Origin of the sequence: Brevundimonas sp. (assembly GCF_024711105.1) — a bacterium.
Classification (GTDB): Bacteria; Pseudomonadota; Alphaproteobacteria; order Caulobacterales; family Caulobacteraceae; genus Brevundimonas.
On sequence record NZ_JANJTL010000093.1, the window covers coordinates 1 to 15,759 of the forward strand.

Annotated in this window: 17 protein-coding genes, 1 tRNA gene and 1 pseudogene; 8 read left to right on the top strand and 11 right to left on the bottom strand. The window is 68.0% G+C overall.

From position 1 onward, the window contains the following. Both Q0M60_RS06810 and Q0M60_RS06815 read left to right on the top strand, forming a co-directional pair. Positions 1-298 (top strand): annotated as a pseudogene (locus Q0M60_RS06810) (hypothetical protein); the annotation flags it as partial. 115 nt (positions 299-413) lie between these two features. Further along, complete coding sequence (locus Q0M60_RS06815) at positions 414-833, top strand: MucR family transcriptional regulator (RefSeq protein WP_296817640.1); 420 nt, start codon at positions 414-416, stop codon at positions 831-833. Between the two features lie 345 nt (positions 834-1,178). On the opposite strand, the gene Q0M60_RS06820 is transcribed toward Q0M60_RS06815, so the two are convergent. From Q0M60_RS06820 to Q0M60_RS06850, 8 genes are all read right to left on the bottom strand, one after another. Beyond that, positions 1,179-1,553, bottom strand: a complete 375-nt coding sequence (locus Q0M60_RS06820; RefSeq protein ID WP_296817642.1) for a hypothetical protein — start codon at positions 1,551-1,553, stop codon at positions 1,179-1,181. Then, complete coding sequence (locus Q0M60_RS06825) at positions 1,550-3,097, bottom strand: bifunctional diguanylate cyclase/phosphodiesterase (RefSeq protein ID WP_296817643.1); 1,548 nt, start codon at positions 3,095-3,097, stop codon at positions 1,550-1,552. The genes Q0M60_RS06820 and Q0M60_RS06825 overlap by 4 nt, the downstream gene beginning before the upstream one ends. A 430-nt stretch (positions 3,098-3,527) precedes the next feature. After that, positions 3,528-3,604, bottom strand: a tRNA-Lys gene (locus Q0M60_RS06830). Positions 3,605-3,724: 120 nt separating this feature from the next. Then, positions 3,725-4,231 (bottom strand): response regulator, encoded by a 507-nt coding sequence (locus Q0M60_RS06835; RefSeq protein WP_296817645.1) that lies wholly within the window; start codon positions 4,229-4,231, stop codon positions 3,725-3,727. A 3-nt stretch (positions 4,232-4,234) separates the two neighbouring features. Continuing rightward, the gene (locus Q0M60_RS06840) at positions 4,235-5,479 is read right to left on the bottom strand and encodes a pilus assembly protein TadG-related protein (protein WP_296817647.1); all 1,245 of its coding nucleotides are present in this window, start codon (positions 5,477-5,479) and stop codon (positions 4,235-4,237) included. 147 nt (positions 5,480-5,626) lie between these two features. Then, on the bottom strand, positions 5,627-6,004 hold the full coding sequence (locus Q0M60_RS14425) for a PilZ domain-containing protein (protein ID WP_366855660.1): 378 nt from the start codon (positions 6,002-6,004) through the stop codon (positions 5,627-5,629). A 371-nt stretch (positions 6,005-6,375) separates the two neighbouring features. After that, entirely contained in the window at positions 6,376-6,912 is a 537-nt protein-coding gene (locus Q0M60_RS06845) for a hypothetical protein (protein WP_296817649.1), read from the bottom strand. Positions 6,913-7,627: 715 nt separating this feature from the next. Next, the gene (locus Q0M60_RS06850) at positions 7,628-8,590 is read right to left on the bottom strand and encodes an IS1595 family transposase (protein WP_296817651.1); all 963 of its coding nucleotides are present in this window, start codon (positions 8,588-8,590) and stop codon (positions 7,628-7,630) included. Positions 8,591-8,713: 123 nt separating this feature from the next. Here Q0M60_RS06850 and Q0M60_RS06855 point away from each other — a divergent pair, with 123 nt between their 5' ends. After that, positions 8,714-9,079, top strand: coding sequence for a helix-turn-helix domain-containing protein (locus Q0M60_RS06855; RefSeq protein ID WP_296817653.1), 366 nt, complete (start codon positions 8,714-8,716; stop codon positions 9,077-9,079). Continuing rightward, entirely contained in the window at positions 9,076-9,771 is a 696-nt protein-coding gene (locus Q0M60_RS06860; protein ID WP_296817655.1) for a DUF6456 domain-containing protein, read from the top strand. Before Q0M60_RS06855 ends, Q0M60_RS06860 begins: the two co-directional genes overlap by 4 nt. Here the strand turns inward: Q0M60_RS06860 and Q0M60_RS06865 are convergent. Continuing rightward, entirely contained in the window at positions 9,756-10,178 is a 423-nt protein-coding gene (locus Q0M60_RS06865; RefSeq protein WP_296817657.1) for a SufE family protein, read from the bottom strand. The genes Q0M60_RS06860 and Q0M60_RS06865 overlap by 16 nt on opposite strands. Next, on the bottom strand, positions 10,178-10,945 hold the full coding sequence (gene cysQ / locus Q0M60_RS06870) for a 3'(2'),5'-bisphosphate nucleotidase CysQ (RefSeq protein WP_296817659.1): 768 nt from the start codon (positions 10,943-10,945) through the stop codon (positions 10,178-10,180). The genes Q0M60_RS06865 and cysQ overlap by 1 nt, the downstream gene beginning before the upstream one ends. An 84-nt stretch (positions 10,946-11,029) precedes the next feature. Between cysQ and chpT the strand changes: the two genes are divergently transcribed. Genes chpT through Q0M60_RS06885 form a run of 3 tightly spaced genes read left to right on the top strand, consistent with a single transcriptional unit; the run spans position 11,030 to position 12,960 of the window. Then, a complete protein-coding gene (chpT, locus tag Q0M60_RS06875; RefSeq protein ID WP_296817661.1) occupies positions 11,030-11,725 on the top strand; it encodes a histidine phosphotransferase ChpT in 696 nt (231 codons plus the stop codon). Positions 11,726-11,768: 43 nt separating this feature from the next. Continuing rightward, positions 11,769-12,137 carry a response regulator gene (locus Q0M60_RS06880; protein WP_296817663.1) on the top strand — a complete coding sequence of 123 codons (369 nt, stop codon included), beginning with the start codon at positions 11,769-11,771 and terminating at the stop codon, positions 12,135-12,137. Positions 12,138-12,141: 4 nt separating this feature from the next. Then, the gene (locus Q0M60_RS06885; RefSeq protein WP_296817664.1) at positions 12,142-12,960 is read left to right on the top strand and encodes a protein-glutamate O-methyltransferase CheR; all 819 of its coding nucleotides are present in this window, start codon (positions 12,142-12,144) and stop codon (positions 12,958-12,960) included. On the opposite strand, the gene Q0M60_RS06890 is transcribed toward Q0M60_RS06885, so the two are convergent. Beyond that, complete coding sequence (locus Q0M60_RS06890) at positions 12,957-15,221, bottom strand: M20/M25/M40 family metallo-hydrolase (RefSeq protein WP_296817666.1); 2,265 nt, start codon at positions 15,219-15,221, stop codon at positions 12,957-12,959. The two genes, Q0M60_RS06885 and Q0M60_RS06890, sit on opposite strands and share 4 nt — an antisense overlap. 101 nt (positions 15,222-15,322) lie before the next feature. Here Q0M60_RS06890 and Q0M60_RS06895 point away from each other — a divergent pair. After that, the coding region (locus Q0M60_RS06895) for an energy transducer TonB (protein WP_296817668.1) at positions 15,323-15,759 on the top strand (437 nt) is incomplete at its 3' end.

Genomic DNA, 15,759 nt, shown 5'->3' on the forward strand with positions numbered 1-15,759 from the left:
GACGGGCCTGCCACGCGAGTCGATCCGCCACCTGTGGGCCGGCCTGCGGCGTCCGCAGACCGCTGGCGAGCCGGGCGTCCTGGCCGGGCTGGATCACGTGATGATCACCTACGACATGATCTCGGTCGATCGGGCCCAGACGGTGCTGCGTTACTGGAACTGGTCGCTGTCTTCGGCCCTGACGCCAGCGTTGATGCGCGCGATCCGTGACGGCGATGAAGAGGCGCTTGACGAATACTCGGTTCCCCAGCGAGCGGCGATGTTGGCCCTGTCGGGTGATTTTGGGCGGCGAGAATAACCTCAGCAGCTGTGCCGGTTTCTCTATTGTGCGGCTGGGCGAACGTCTCTAGACGACAGGTTCATGTGTTGAATATCGGTCGAGTAGACCGGATGTCGGCGAGGAACCTGCCCAAATGGACAACAAGTCTGAAATCATCGAGATGACGACCGACATCGTGTCGGCCTATGTCGGCAACAACAGCATCAATGCGGCCGACCTGCCGTCGCTGATCCAGAACGTGCACCGGGCCCTGGCCTCGGTCGCCACCGGCGAGGACACCACGCCCCAGGCCCCGCAGGAGCCGGCCGTCTCGATCCGCAAGTCGATCACCCCGGACTACCTGATCTGCCTGGAGGACGGCCGGAAGTTCAAGTCGCTGAAGCGCCACCTGCGCACCAAGTACGACATGAGCCCGGAAGAGTATCGGGCCAAGTGGAACCTGCCCAAGGACTATCCGATGGTCGCGCCGAACTACGCCAAGGCGCGCTCGGAACTGGCCAAGCAGATGGGCCTGGGCCAGGGCGGCCGCAAACCCGCCCGCCGCGGCCGGTAAGCCGCAGGCGACAGCCAGCGATCGAATTTCGAGCCCCCGGCCCCGCGGCCGGGGGTTTTCGCTTTTGGGCGGCGATCCCGGGAGCGAAAAACACAGTCCGGACCGTCCGAACCGTCCGGACCGCCTCCAGCGATCTCCGTCAGGCGGCATGGACAGGCCGAGGGTCATGACGCGAGTGTAAGGGCGCGCGGACCGACGAGGGTATTCCGCGCCCGGCCGGCCCTGAAAGCGAGGCCGCGCCTCAAACCGGCCAGCGTCGAAGCGGGACTTTGAGGCTTATGTCCGCTAAGGGTGGAAAGGGGACATTCAGCAGAAATGGACCTGCCGCGCCGACCGAGACCTAAGCTATCTCGTTGCGCCACCCGACTGGGTTGGTGCTGCGGCCCCTGACAGCTTCTGTCGCAAGCGTCCGATGCAATCGGTGTTCTCCGTGCGTAGGTCCGCCAGAAAGCCTAGACCGGCCTCATCGCCGACACGCCACACAAGGTAAGCAAGGAACCGGCCATGTCCTGACGTAAGCTCTAGAGCGCCCGTCAGTTCGCCGGGATTGGGAGGCAATCGAAGGCGAGCCCCCTGCCCATGGATGTCAAGCAGCGTCACGCGCACCGGGCTCTCATCGGACAGACGCGTCAGATGGGCCGCGGCGAGGACAGGCTGGCGGGCGCGTCTTCGCGCTTCGGCCTTGCCTTGCGGGGGATCGATCGCGCGGATGGTGGTCATGCCGCATTCCTGAAGTCGCCGGAAGCGAGGCTGTCTATGGTCGCGGCGGGCGCTGGCTTGCCCACATAGTAACCTTGGGCCAGCTTGCAGCCCTCGTTGCGCAGCATGGTCAACTGTCGCCCGCTCTCGACGCCTTCGGCCAGGACGTGCATGCCCAGCGCGTCCGATAATCCAACGATTGCCCGGATGATCGCAGAGGCCTCGTCGCGCTCACCGAGGTTCCGGACGAAGGACTGGTCGACCTTGATCTTATCGACCTCGAAATGGTTCAGGTACGACAGTCCCGAATAGCCCGTTCCGAAGTCATCCAGCGCAATGAGGAACCCGCGGCGGCGTAGGCCCTCGAGGTTGGCGAGCACGGTCGGGTGGCGCTCCAGCAGGATGCCTTCCGTGATCTCGAGCTCGAACCGGCTGGCCGGCACCGAGTGCGTTTTGAGAAGCCGGTCCACAACCGAAAGGAAGGTGTCGGAGCGCAGCTGAACCGGAGAGACGTTCACGGCGACCGTGATGTCGGTCCACCGCTTGGCGTCCTTCATCGCGGTGTCCAGGGCGAACTCGCCGAGCGTCTCGCCTAGCCCGCTGCTTTCCGCCATGGGGACGAAAAGCGACGGCGGAATATCGCCACGGGTGGGGTGGCGCCAACGGATCAACGCCTCGACGCCGACCAGTTGGCCGCGCTCGTTGATCTGCGGCTGATAGACCATTCGCACCTGACGCTCGGCGAGCGCGCGACGAAGGTCTGCTTCCAACTCCATTCGTAGACGCCCGGAGTGATCGAGCGAAGGCTCGTAGAACGCCACTTGGCTCGCATTCAACTTGGCGGCCGAAAGGGCGAGCCGTGCCCGTCTCACAGCCTCGCGAGGGTCGTGGAGGTCCACGTCTGCGATGAAGGTCCCGATCGCCGGCTGCAGACTGATTGGGCCCGCGGCCGTCTCCAGAGGGTGCTCCAGTAGCCGGCGCAGGCTGTCGCTCATCAGGATGAATTGCTGAAGGCTGAGGCTGCGCGCCCAAACGACGAGCGTGTCTTCATTCTGCAACGCGATCTCGCAGCCGGCGCCGAAGGCGCCTCTGAGACGCTCTACCGCCTGATTGAAGGCTGCGTCCGAATGTTCCTCGCCAACCTCGTCGCGAATGACAGTCAGGCGGGTCAGGCAGATAGTCAGCAGGCCCCCGAAGCCTTGCCAGGCCCCGTCACGCAGGCCGGCCTCCCTGTGCATCGCCAGGCGTGCGCTCAGCCCGGAAAGGTTGAGAAGTTGGGTGCCCGGATCATGGTGGAGTAGATGCGCGAGGCGTGAAGCGGTCGCCTGGCCGCGGAGCCAGGCCTTGCGACCCTGGCGTGCGAGAACAAGCGCCGCCGCTATCAAGCCGGCCGTCACACCAGGCATCGCCGATGCCGAGAGAGGGTTTTGCCAGGCGAAGGCGTAGAGGACGGCGGTCAGGCCCAGCACCGCTACGACGGCGGCAAGAGCCAGGACGTCCCGGCTGTGTGGGCGAGGCGCGGCGCGGAAAGTCTCAAGGGTGAGCGGTTCGGGTGCGTTTTGCACGCCCATCTCCAAGCAGAGTTTGGTTTTAAGGTCGCGCGCCCTAAACCGTTACGCGGGCGATGGACTTGTGTTTGTATAAGCCGCACCGGATTAAGGTCCGGTTGCAGACATTACGTGGGGGAGCATGGAACGACGTCGGGTCGCTCGCAGTCCGTTGACGACAACCGCTACTCTTGAACTCGCAAACGGCGAGATGCTGTCAGTTCCGATGGAAAATGTAGGGGCCGACGGCGTGCGCGTGGCTTTGCCGCCTGAGATCGGAGGCGAGACCGTCGCAGCCATCCTTCTGGGTGGTCGCCGCTATCCAGTGTCCCTAGCCTGGGAGGCGGGCGGCAGAGCCGGTCTGGCCTTCACCAATCAGGCCTCCGAACACGACGAAGACCTGAATATGCTATCCGAGGTCCTGGGCAGGCTACCGGATTGACGGGAATGGGGGGCGCTCGTGGACTTGAACCACGGACCTACGGCTTAAGAGGCCGTCGCTCTGCGCATCTGAGCTAAGCGCCCGTCTCATTCTCTAACAGGGCCACCTGGCTCGCTCGAGCCTCGGTGAGAAGCGAGCCTCCCCGCGCCCCGTGTTCACACTGCTCTTGGGCCCGCTAAAGGTCGGTCGGAGTCGATCCGGCATCATAGGACCCCATCAGAAAACCGTCGCGCCGGCGCGTCCTCACCCCCCGCCCGCCTGCGCCTGCACGGGCCGACATAGTGCGGTGTCCGGACGAAGTCGCGCCGCTGGAGCAAGGCCGCCTCGAACCGTTCGACCAGGTTCCGGACGGTGATCGGCTTGGCGACGAACTCGTCCACGCCCGCGTCACGGGCCTGCATGACAGACGCGAGGTCCGTGCGCGAGGTCACCATGACGATCGGGATGGTGGCGATCAGGTCATGGTCGTGAGCTCGGACGGCCCGCGTGAACTTCAGGCCGTCAATGGGCTCCATCTCAAGGTCCGCGATGATGGCGTCGGGCGCCCAATCGGCCAGCACTCTTAGCCCTTCAGCCCCATTGGAAGCGAAGCTGACACTGCGAACCTCCGCAGCCCTCAAGACACTGGCTATCAGTTGCCGCGCGTGGGGATTGTCATCGACGACAAGAACCCGCCGTCCAGCGTCCTCGGAAAGCTCTTCGCGGGACAACGGCTACCTCACCAGGTAGGGAGCCGCGCTGGTGGATGACACACCCGATGGGACGGGCACCGGGGAGGGGCGCATGTTCAGCGAGCTGCGGCCAACGAACTCCAGGGTGTCAACCACCATCGAGAAGCCATAGGCCAGATCCACCGTGTCGAAGCCACGGATCACTAGCTTCTGTCGAGGCAGGTGGATCACGCCGTCGAAGCTGCTTCGTCCGCTCCCAATGATGGTGCTGGACGCCAGCGGCGAGGTGGCGTTCGGATTTAGGCTGATCAGGATGCCGGCAGACTGACCGGACGTAGGAGCCGTGAAGCGGTAGCCCGCAGCGCCGGTCCAATCCAAGCCTGAGCCCGAACCGTCAAGGAAGAAGCTGACGCCATCACCCTCCATCCGACCGCTGCCGGTGAAGGAGAACTTGCCCAGGATGCGATAAACGCCGGGCTGAAACTGCGCCGTCGCCCCGCCGTTCATGTTGATAGTTATTCCCCCGCAGTAGGTCCCAGGCGTCAGCACTTGCACGCCGCTGCCGGTCACGCTCCGGTTCGTGAAGTCGCAGACATTTGAGGTGGGCCGCCAGATATTGGCGAAGGGATCTGCCATGGGCTGGCACGTAGGCAGCCTTAGCGGCGAATAGGTTGAGCCGCCGCTCAGCTTCACCTGGCCGACGATGCAGTTCTCGGCCGAGGTCAGGGTCGTGCCTCCGCCCAGGTGCAGGGCGTTGCTGTTCGAGGAGTTGATGTGGACCCGGCAATCCGGGGCGGAGATGGCGCCTGCGCCGGCGTTGCGCACCGCGTCCTTGATAGTGGTGTTCAACACCAGAAGGCACAGAGGCAGCCCCCGAGACCGCGATCGCGCGGTGGCGGACACTTCGACCGGGGTCTCGGTGATGCCCACCAGGCCCATCAAGACCGTGGGTAAGGGCAGCCGCAGCGACACCTGCGCGTCATCGGCGCCGATCCTTACCGTAGAGGTGGGGTCGCCATATTGAGCGCGGAAGCCGGTCCAGTTGGCCGAGATCGTCGACAGTGCGAGAGCGCGCCTCTGCTCTGCCCCTAGCTGGCCTTCTCTCATGGCCCTGAGCGCTGCAGCGTCGGCGACGTCCTGAAGATAGGCCCGGGCCGTGGCCGCCCGGTTCATGTCGAGGCCCGCCCCCGCCATCGCAGCCAGAGGCAACAGGCAGAGAGCCAGGATCGGGGCGATATTGCCGCCGCGAGAGCGGATGAAACGAGATACTCCAGACAGGATGCTCACCGCAGGGCCTCGTGTATTCGGTTGGAGACCCGACACTACGCTCGCAGGCTTAATGTCCGGTGGACGACGTAACGGATTTCGACGGCCGCGGCGCGGCGCCGCTTACCAGTCCTTTGGAGCGGAAAAGCGCCGAGTTGGCGCCCACGACTACCCGGCTATTGAGGCGCTCATTGCCTTAAGAGCCCGACGCAGCGCCGCGACCTGGGCGTCCGTGTGGCTGGCCGGCTCGATGAACTGCAGGCCCAGCTCACGTTCGCGCCGCCACGCCACCTTAGCCCTGAACGATTGGCCGCCGACCTCCAAAATCACGTCACCGGCGATGATCGCGGGGTCGCATGCCGGCTTGATGCGGGCGCCTCCGGAGTGAATGTCCCGCACTGTGCCCGCGTGCCGCTCTCGGTACATGCCATGAACAAGGGCGCAGGCCACCGCGGTACGGTCACGCCGTTGAGCGCGCGCGCCACTGTCGGGCGGCGTTATCTCTGGCTCTGCGATGTCATGCGGCCTTTGCCGGGAGCCTTGCATCCCCCTGTGTTCGGCCCAATCAGTTTATCCCCGGTTAAGCTTGGCGGATTCCAGACAGTGGACGTGGCGAAGGGCTTGTGATCCCCAGGGAGGGGGTAGCGATATGAAGTGTCCGCTATGGGTCGAAAGCGGACTCTCGGAATGTCCGCTTTGCGGCCGCTCCGGCCGCCGGACCCGGCCCGTTCGTCCCCACGCCCCGGCGAAATCCCGTATCGCGGCTGCGTCCGCCCTTGACGCCACAGGGGCTTGCTCTCGTTCGATAGGAAAATAATCCTAACTATGCACAAAGCAAACTAGGATTATGAGCTATTCACCCGAAGGGCCGGCCCTCACCGAACAGTCGGTTCGCGCCGCGATCATCGCCGAACTGACTACCTACTTCGTGCGGCAATCAGATGGTCTAGAGCTTGGCGAACGAGAGGCCGCTTTAATAGCTGGTCGCGTATTGCTTCGCGCGTCTGGGGCCGACCCGGACGCCATTGGCAATACATAGACATTTCGAAACTGACGTTGCGAGCTGCCATTAAGGCGTCCCGTGCCATGAGTAGGTCACGCTTCGTGTAGACGAAGAGTTTCTTAGCCAGCTCGGCGTGTTCATCTCCGCCACCCCCGGCCGCAATGGCTGCAGCATTCCAAACTGCGTAGTCGGCATTGGCGATCCAAAGCAGAAGGTCGGGCTCTTCTAGCAAGACCCCCCATAGGCCATGCGCGATGTCGTCGCGCGCCCGCTGGGCCGTCCAGATCGCAGACAGACAGGCCGCGATCAGATCCACCTCATCCGCGTTCAAAACGGCCTTTGCTGCGCCCTCCAGCACATCTCTTTGGGAGCGAAAACCGCGTAGAGCGGCAAATACCCCAAGGGCGGCTGGACTCTTGGTGTCCAACAAGCCCGCCAGGGCAATAGACATGTCGTGTTCGATGTAGGGCCATATCGCGGTACAATCGCCGATAATTTGCGCGAGGTGCGGTCTTTGTATCGCCACCTCTCCCGGCCCGAGGGCGTAGCCTCCGGCGCCCTTGTATTTTGGCAGTAGAGGTTGCCGCGCCATGACTCAGGACCCCATCGCTGAACGGCGAGACGAAGTGCTCAAGCGGATGTTGAACACTCCACCGCAACCTAGGAAGGCGAAGCGGGAGCCCGGGAAGCCGAGCCCCCGCCCTGCCTCAGAGCCCGAGAAGGGCTAGGACAAACCCGGCGACTACCGAAAGGCAGAGCGCCACGTTGACCTTCACTGAGACGTCGATGCGAAGGACCGATTTCATTCGGTGGGTTCCTTCGGATCGCGACGCGCCGCTGATCCGTTAGGAGGAGCGGTTTGATCCCTGCGTTACGGATTTGGACCGCCGTTCGCAGGCTTATCGGCCCACCATTGGCGTTCTAGACCGCCTCCGATGGCCCCATGGACACCCCGGCTGCCGTTTGGCTTATCCCCGCAGGGGGCCGCCCGGTCCGGGCATGGAGATACGCGCACGGGCGGCACTCGACCGATCTCGGGTCCGCGGGAGTGTCATTCCCGCCCCCCGGTTGTGCGCGCGAGCTGATGGTGGGCCAATTTTTTCGCAGGAGTCGAGTCCTACGGCTTCGCCTTCTTTCGCTTCCGATAAAGGCGGTAGGCCGCGAACTTAAACGTAGGCTTCGTCAGTCCGCCGATAGGTCAGGCGCTTGCCGACCGTGCCGAGGATGGCGAGATCGGTGCGCTGCGTGTCGGTGAAACCGAGCGCCGAGCGCGTGTTGTGACGGAAGCCGAACTCAGTGACGTAGCGAGCCAGATGCTTCTCGGAGCAGTGCTGATAGACGCCCTTCATGCCCTTCTTGAACACGCCGAAGAAGCCTTCCGCGCTGTTCGTGTGAACGTCGCCGCGAACATACTCGCCGCCTGAGTGCTTCACCGTCTCGTGGCTGGCGAAGATGTCCGCCGAGCCGACGTAGAGGCGGCTTTCGTCGGTGTGGAGGCGGCTCGCGGGGTGGACGTTCTCGCGGACGATCTTGGACACCGTTTCCTTGTCGGCGACGGCGACGTGAAAGACCTTGGCCTTACCGCCGCGCTCAACCAGGGCCACGACGGGACGGCTGTTGCGCTTCTTCACACCCTTGAGGAAGCGGGTTCCCTTGGACGTGATCTGCTTCGGCGCGGCAGCGGGCTTGCCGTAGTAGGTTTCATCGGCCTCAACGATCTTGCCTTCCCCGCCGATCGGGCCGGTGTCGCTGTCGGTCATGGCCTCGCGGATGCGGTGAGCCATGAACCAAGCGGTGCGATAGGAACCGAGGGCGAGTTCGCGCTGTAGCTGGAGGGCGCTGATACCCTTCTTCGACGCGCACATGAGGTGCATCGCCAAGAGCCACTTGTTCAGCGGCACCTTGGAGTCTTCGTAGACGGTCCCGATGGTGGCTGTGAACTGGCGGTCGCACTCGTTGCACTTGTAGAGGCCCTTGCGATGGGCCTTCCCTTGCAGGGCGGTCGAGGCGTCAACCGCGCCGCAGTGCGGGCACACCCGACCGTTCGGCCAGCGCACCTTCTCGAAATGAGCGCGAGCGGCGTCTTCGTCGTGGAAGATCGGGTCGGAGAGGGTGGCGGCCTTGGTCATAGCGTGACCATAGCCAATCCCCTCGGTTTGTAAAGTGCATAATTAGGAAAATAATCCTCATGCCCGTCGGCGGCCGCAGAATGCGGGGTCCGAGGGCGAAGGGCCCGTATCGAAGAGAGAGTGATGGCTTACGATTGCACCGAGGTGCTGGACCGTGTGCGCAGCGACGCCGCCGCGGCGTCGCTGATCGCGGATCTGGTCGCGCTGGCGACTGGCGTGTCCGTGGCGGACATCACCGCGCGCACCAAGCGGGGCCGGCGCGCCGTGCGGGCGCGGCGGACTTGCATGTACCTGGCCTATGTCAGCTACCAGTGGCCGCTCGAGCGGGTGGCCGCCGCCTTTGGGCGCGACCGGACGACGGTCGGCCAGGCGTGCCGCGACATCGAGGACCTGCGCGACGATCCGGCGTTCGACGCCGAGCTGGACCGGCTGGAGGCCTGTCTCAGGCTGGTTCCGCGCGACGGCGCCCTGCGCGAGGCGGCGATATGAGCCCGGCGGAGGCGAGCGCCCAGCGGGCGCGGGGGCTGCTGGCGCGGCCGGGCGCCTGGCTGGACCGGACGGGCGAGACCTGGCTGGTCCGCGTCGCGGCGGACCGGCGCCGGCGGCCGGTGCTGCGGCTCGACCGCGAGGCGATGCTGAGGCTCAAGCGCGAGCCCGGCCTGCTGCCGCGCGGCGCGGGCGGCTGGGTGCTGGCGGGAGCGGCGGGCGAGGTCGCGCCCGGGCGGCTGGTCGAACAGGTCGGCGAGGCGATGGTCGACGGGCGCCGCACGCCGGTGCTGGCCAACCGGGGGGAGAGCCCCATCGCCTGGCTGGCGCGGCGCAAGGGGCCGGACGGCAGGCCCTGGCTGTCGCCGGCAGAGGTGATGGCCGCCGAGCGGTTGCGCGAGGACTTCGAGCGGGCGGGCGTCGTCGGCCGCCTGACCATGGACTGGGAGGCGGGACCGCGTGACCGGCAGGCGCTTGGCCCGGCGGCGGCGCCCAAGGGCGGGGCGGCGCGCAGGCGGGTGCAGGCGGCGCTGGAGGCCGTCGGGCCGGGCCTGCGCGAGATGCTGGAGGAGGTGTGCCTGGGCGGCAGCGCGCTGCAGGCGGCGGAGCGGGCGCTGGGCCTGCCGGCGCGGTCGGGGCGGATCCGGCTGACGCTGGCGCTACAGCGGCTGGCGCGGCACTACCGGCTGGCGTGAGCCGCGTCGGCGCGGATGCGCTGGATCATGGCGTTGAGACCATTGGAGCGCTGGCTCGACAGGGCCTCGGACAGGCCCAGCCGCTGGATCGCGCCCTTGGCGTCGAAGTCCAACACCTCCTGCGGCGTGCGGCCCGAATAGAGGTCCAGCAGGATGGCGATCAGGCCGCGCACGATGTGGGCGTCGGAATCGCCCAGCCAGCTCATCTTGCCGTCGGCGTTGGTGCGGGCCAGCAGCCAGACCTGGCTGGCGCAGCCGGAGACCTTGGTCGCGTCGGTCCTGGCCGCCTCCGGCAAAGGCTCCAGCCCCCGGCCCAGCTCGATGACGTAGCGATACCGCTCCTCCCAGTCGCCCAGCAGGTCGAAGGTGTCGGCCAGTTCGTCGAGCCTGGGGTCGGCCTCGGCCATCACCGCGCCCAGGCGACGAAGCCGGGGTTCAGCAGGCCGCGGTCGACGCGGCCGTAGGTCATGGGATTGCCCTCGATGTCGAGCAGGCGGCCGCCGGCGGCGGTGACGATGGCCTCGCCCGCGACGGTGTCCCACTCCATGGTCGGACCGTTGCGCGGATAGACGTCGGCGGAGCCGTCGGCCAGCAGGCAGAACTTCACGGCCGAGTCCATCGCCTCCCAGGCGGGGCAGCCGTACTCGGCGGCCAGCGCCTGGGCCTTTTCTTCGGACAGGCTGTTGGAGACGACGGCCAGGCCGCCGTCGGCGGGGCGCTGGCGCGGGCCGACGCGCTCGGCGCTGGTGTCGTCAAAGCCGCGGCGGAAGACGCCGTCGCCGTCCGTCCACCAGACCTTGCCGATGGCCGGCGCCGAGATGGCGCCGACGGTGGGCCGGCCGTGCTCGACCAGGCCGATGCAGACCGCGAAGCTGACCTTGCCCTGGATGAAGCCCTTGGTGCCGTCCAGCGGATCGACCGAGAAGAAGCGCTCGCCTGGGATCGGGCAGTGGCCGTCCTCGAAGCACTCTTCCGAAAAGACCGGGATGTCGGGCCACAGCGCGGCCAGACGCGGCAGGATGACGTCCTCGGACGCCTTGTCGGCGGCGGTCACCGGGCTGCCGTCGGTCTTGTGGGTCGCCTCGGTCCCGGCGCGCCAGAACGGCAGGATGACGCGCGCGGCGTCGACGGCGATTTCGGCGAGCTGGGCGCCCATGGTCTGTTCGATGGTCATGGCGCAGGGGGATAGGGCGCCCGGCGCGGAACGGAAAGCCGTGACGCTTCCGAAGCGAGGCAAATCACCCCAAGTTGGACGCCCATGAGCCAGCCCGCCCCCGATTTCGCCGCCGCCCCGTCGCCTGAAGCCGAGCCGACCGTCCAGATCCGGGCCTCCGACTTGGCCACCTTCGTCGTGGCCAAGCTGTGCCACGACTTTGTCAGCCCGGCGGGGGCAGTGGTTTCGGGGCTGGACCTGCTCAAGGATCCCTCAGCCCAGGACATGCGAGAGGACGCCATGGCCCTGATCGAGGCCAGCGCCGAGAAGCTGGTCGCCATGGCCCATTTCGCCCGCGTCGCCTTCGGCGCCGCGACCACGGCGGAGCGGTTCGATCCGGCGCAGATCAAGGGGCTGGCCGACGGCGCCTTTTCCGGCATGCGGGCGGAGCTGGAGTGGTCCTGTGGTGTCGATAGCCTGACCAAGCCGCAGGCGCGGGCGCTGTTGAACCTCGCCCAGATCGCCGGCGGCAGCCTGGCGCACGGCGGCGTGGCCAAGGTGCGTTGCGCGGTGGAGGACCAGGCGCTGATCCTGTCCGCGGTCGCGGAAGGGCCGCGCGCGCGCCTGAAGCCGGAGGTGGTCACCGGCCTGTCGGGCGACACCCTGACCGAGGGTCTGGCCGGCCAGTGGATCCAGCCCTACTGGCTTTGGGTCACCGTCGCCGAAGCGGGCGGGAGCCTGACCCACAGCTTCGATGAGGGGCGGGTGGAGATCACCGCCCGGATGCCGCATCGCGGCTGATTTCCGAACCAAGCGTTAACCCGCGGGGGCCGATAACCGGCCCATGCGCACCTGCCTCATCACCGACGACAGCCGGATCATCCGGAAGGTCGCCCGGCGCATCGTCGAGGACCTGGGATTCCAGGTGGAGGAGGCGGCCGACGGGGCCGAGGCGCTGTCGCTGTGCGCGGCCGCCATGCCCGAGGTCATCCTGCTGGACTGGAACATGCCGGTGATGGACGGCATGACCTTCCTGCGCCGGCTACGCAGCCTGCCGGGAGGGACGGCTCCCAAGGTGCTGTTCTGCACGATCGAGACAGACCCGGCGCGGATCGCCGAGGCGCTGGACGCCGGCGCCGACGAATACGTCATGAAGCCGTTCGACGGCGACATCATCGGCTCAAAGTTCGCCGATGTCGGGCTGGCGGCCTGATCCGGTGAGCGTCACCGGGGATCATATCCAGACGCTGCGGGACCTGCTCCTCAGTCGCGCGGGCTATGCGCTGACGGCCGAGCGCGCCAGCCTCGCCGAGAACCGGCTGGGGCCGCTGGCGCGGCGCGAGGGCTTCACCTCGGCGGCCGAACTGATCGGGCAACTGGCCACCAGCCGGGCGTCCCTGGGCTGGGAGGTGGTCGAGGCGATGCTGCCCGCCGACAGCCAGTTCTTCCGCGAGCGTGAGACCTTTCGGGTTCTGGACGAGCTGCTGCCGGCGCTGTCGGCCGCCCGGCCCGGCGGCCGGGTCCGGGTCCTGTCCGCCGGCTGCGGGACGGGCCAGGAAGTCTGGTCGACAGCCATCACGGCCGCCGAGGCGGGACTCAACGCCGTCGAGATCCTGGGCGTGGACCTGGCCGTCCGTGGTCTCGAGAAGGGCCGCGACGGCCTCTACAGCCAGTTCGAGGTGCAACGCGGCCTGCGCGCGCGCCAGCTCATCCGCTGGCTCGAGCCCGCCGGGGACGACTGGCGGGTGCGCGACGATCTTCGCCAGGGCGTGCGGTTCGACCGCGCCAACCTGATCGACGGGCTGGAGGGGCGCGAAAGCTTCGATCTCATCCTGTGCCGGCATGTGCTGGGGGACATGTCGCCCCAGGCGCGGCGGCGGGTGCTGGCCGGGCTGGACTCGGCGCTGGCGCGCGACGGGTGCCTGTTTGTCGGCGCGCGCGAACTGGTGCCCGAGGCGCTGGAGGCGTTCCGGCCCGTGGCCGGGCGCTCGGGCCTCTATGTGAAGAACCCGGCGCGGCTGAGCCAGGCCGCCTAGGCGGCGGGCAGGACCCGCTCGCCGACCACCGCCAGACCGTCCGAAGAGCCCCAGGGCGCAAGCATCCCGGGCCGCTCCGGCAGCGGGGTCGCGTCCGCCGGCCAGCCGTCGGTGACGGCGGCCCAGCGCAGCCGGACTTCCTGGCCTTCGGGCGGCGTCAGAATGAGCGAGACCCCGGCCTGCGGCGCCGACCAGCGAATGCGCACGGGCTCGCCCGCCGGCGCCGGCTCGACGGCGCGACCGTTGACCTCAAGGCCGCGCAGCGGGGCCTCGCTCTCGAGCGTGAGGCGCAACTCACGCACAGCGCCCGGCAGGAGGCGCACGCCGATACGGCCGTCCGAAAAGCGCTCCACGCCCATGGGCGGCTCGGCGGCCTCGACGGCCGGGGCCGGGGCGCGATGGATGTCCTCGGCCCACAGGGCGGGCTCGTCGCCCGGGCTGACCTGGCCGCCGCCGCCTTCGAGCGCCTGGCGCGTCCAGGAATGCAGCAGGCGGAGCTGGCTGATGCGGCGGTGTTCGCCGGTCGCGGGGTCGGCGACATGCAAGATGTGGGTGAAGCCGGGGTGCTCGACCGTGGCCTGGGGCGCGGACCTCAGCCAGGCCACGCCGGCGCCGGCGGCGACCAGGGCCACAAGGCCGGCGATCAGGCCCCAGCGAGTCGCGGCGCCCCGGGCCCACAGGATCGTAAGGGGCAGGAGAGCCAGCAGGGCGAAGGCGCCCGGCCCCTCGGGATTTGTCCAGCCGACGCCGAGAAAGACGCCGTGCGCCAGCGCCAGCATGAACGCCGCGCCCAGGCCGCCGATGACCGCGGCCGCGGTCCATCCGGCCGTTCCCAGCCGCCGGGCCGCCAGCGCGCCCAGGAGGCCGGCGAGCACCGGCCAGGCCGCGACCGGCGCCGCCTCGGGGGCGAAGGCCTGAAGGCCGACGGCGATCAGCCAGCCGAGGGTGAGCACGCCGAGCGCCGGAAGCTCCCAGGGCCGCTCGCCGCGCCCGCGGCCACGGCAGGCGAGCCAGCCGACGCCAAGCGCCGCGGCCAGACCCGCGACGAACAGCACCGCCTCGAAAGCGCCGAGCCGGCCGAGCAGCGGACGGACCTCCACGAAGTCGATCGAGGCGCCCGTCCCGATCAGGGCGAGCCTCGCCAGGCCCATGGAAAGGACCAGGACGCCCAATCCGGCCGCGAGGCCGACGCCGACGCCGCGCACGCGCGGTCCAGCGGCCCGCTCGCCGGTGATGATCATGCCGGCGAGCACCAACCCCGAGACCAGGATCAGGAGCCACCCGCCCCAAGCCGGATAGGTGACCGTGAACAGACCGAAGACGTCGGAAAAGACCGCGTCCGGCGCGCGCCCCGGAAGGGCGCCGGTCGTGACCAGGGCCCGCGTGAGGTCCAGCGCCTGGTCTCCGATGTGCTGGAGCGAGCCCTGGTCGAGTTCGGCCGGCGTGGAGGTGGGCGAATGGTAGTGGAAGGGCTCGCCGATGAAGGCGAGGTTGAAGCCGGCGACCCCCAGGTCGCGCGGGTGGCTGAAGTCGGTGTCGTTGGGCAGGACGCTGTAGAGATAGGTGGCGAGCGACGTCCCCGTCGGCTGGCGAACGGCGCGCTGATACAGGCCGATCATCGCGCCGTTGTCGGGGCCGGTCTCGAACATGAAGGCGCGGCCGGCCGAGCCGCGCGCCTCCAGATTGACCACGGCGCCGACGCGCTCACGCAGGGGGTGGCTCTCGAAGAAGGCCTGGGCGCCGAGCAGGCCCTGCTCCTCCGCGTCGGTGATCAGCAGGATGAGGTCGCGCTCGCGGTCCTCGCCCGAGGCCACCAGCGCACGGACCACTTCCAGCGAGGCGGCGACGCCGGCCGCGTCGTCGGCGGCGCCGGGCGATCCCGGCGCGGAGTCGTAGTGGCTCATCAGCACGACGGCGGGGCCGGTCCGGTCGCGGCCGGGCAGGACGGCGATGATGTTCTCGACCCAGGCCCCCGCCCCGTAGCCGGGCTGCCAGGCGCGCAGGACAGAGGCGCGCTGGACACGAGGCTCCAGACCCATCTCGGTCAGGCGCGCCAGGAGGCGATCGCGCACCCGCGCGTTCTCCGGCGAGCCGGTGGGGTGTGGTTGCCGGGCCATCATCTCGACGTCCGGCATGGCGCGCGCGGCTGAGAAGGCGCCGGCCGGAGCATCGGCGCCGCGCGGCGCCGGCGGCTGGATCGCCCAGAGGGCGAGCAGGACGGCCGTGACCAGCGCGCCCGCGAACCAAGCGAAAGGTCTCATGATTGTCTCCCCCGTCCCGGACCGACGTTAGCGGGGCCGAACGGGGATGGGCAAGGCGGCGCCGGCTTGGTGTCGACCCACGCCGACACTAGAGTGGAAGCATGTTGATGCTCGCTCTCGCGCTGACCCTTCAAGATCCTACGCCGCCACCCATCAGCAATCCGGTGTGGCTGCAGCGACCGAGCGGATCGGACCTCGCCCGTTATGCACCCCAGGCGCTGTTGGATGAGGGTTTGAGCGGCCGCACGGTCATACGATGCATCGTCAACGAGCATGGCAGGCTCGAAGACTGCACGGTCGCCGAAGAGACACCAGCCGGTCGCGGCTTCGGCGAGGCGAGCCTGAGGCTGGTTTCGCGATTTCGCATGCGGTCCGAAACTGCGGACGGCGTTCCCGTGGAAGGCGGGTCGGTTTCCATCCCGATCACCTGGCAAATGGGGGAGTCCGAGCCACCCCGCGATCCCGGCGTTCCGACCTTGATGCTGGAAGACCTGGCCTATTGCGCAGGGCTGGCCCGCGCATGGCAGGCGGCCGAACC

Bases quoted from the DNA above. Each gene is read 5' to 3' on its own strand.
- Q0M60_RS06890 (WP_296817666.1), bottom strand. From the start codon at position 15,221: ATGAGACCTTTCGCTTGGTTCGCGGGCGCGCTGGTCACGGCCGTCCTG.
- Q0M60_RS06820 (WP_296817642.1), bottom strand. From the start codon at position 1,553: ATGACCACCATCCGCGCGATCGATCCCCCGCAAGGCAAGGCCGAAGCG.
- Q0M60_RS06850 (WP_296817651.1), bottom strand. From the start codon at position 8,590: ATGACCAAGGCCGCCACCCTCTCCGACCCGATCTTCCACGACGAAGAC.
- Q0M60_RS06865 (WP_296817657.1), bottom strand. From the start codon at position 10,178: ATGGCCGAGGCCGACCCCAGGCTCGACGAACTGGCCGACACCTTCGAC.
- Q0M60_RS06880 (WP_296817663.1), top strand. From the start codon at position 11,769: ATGCGCACCTGCCTCATCACCGACGACAGCCGGATCATCCGGAAGGTC.
- Q0M60_RS06855 (WP_296817653.1), top strand. From the start codon at position 8,714: ATGGCTTACGATTGCACCGAGGTGCTGGACCGTGTGCGCAGCGACGCC.
- Q0M60_RS06845 (WP_296817649.1), bottom strand. From the start codon at position 6,912: ATGTCTATTGCCCTGGCGGGCTTGTTGGACACCAAGAGTCCAGCCGCC.
- Q0M60_RS14425 (WP_366855660.1), bottom strand. From the start codon at position 6,004: ATGCAAGGCTCCCGGCAAAGGCCGCATGACATCGCAGAGCCAGAGATA.
- Q0M60_RS06860 (WP_296817655.1), top strand. From the start codon at position 9,076: ATGAGCCCGGCGGAGGCGAGCGCCCAGCGGGCGCGGGGGCTGCTGGCG.
- cysQ (WP_296817659.1), bottom strand. From the start codon at position 10,945: ATGACCATCGAACAGACCATGGGCGCCCAGCTCGCCGAAATCGCCGTC.
- Q0M60_RS06815 (WP_296817640.1), top strand. From the start codon at position 414: ATGGACAACAAGTCTGAAATCATCGAGATGACGACCGACATCGTGTCG.
- chpT (WP_296817661.1), top strand. From the start codon at position 11,030: ATGAGCCAGCCCGCCCCCGATTTCGCCGCCGCCCCGTCGCCTGAAGCC.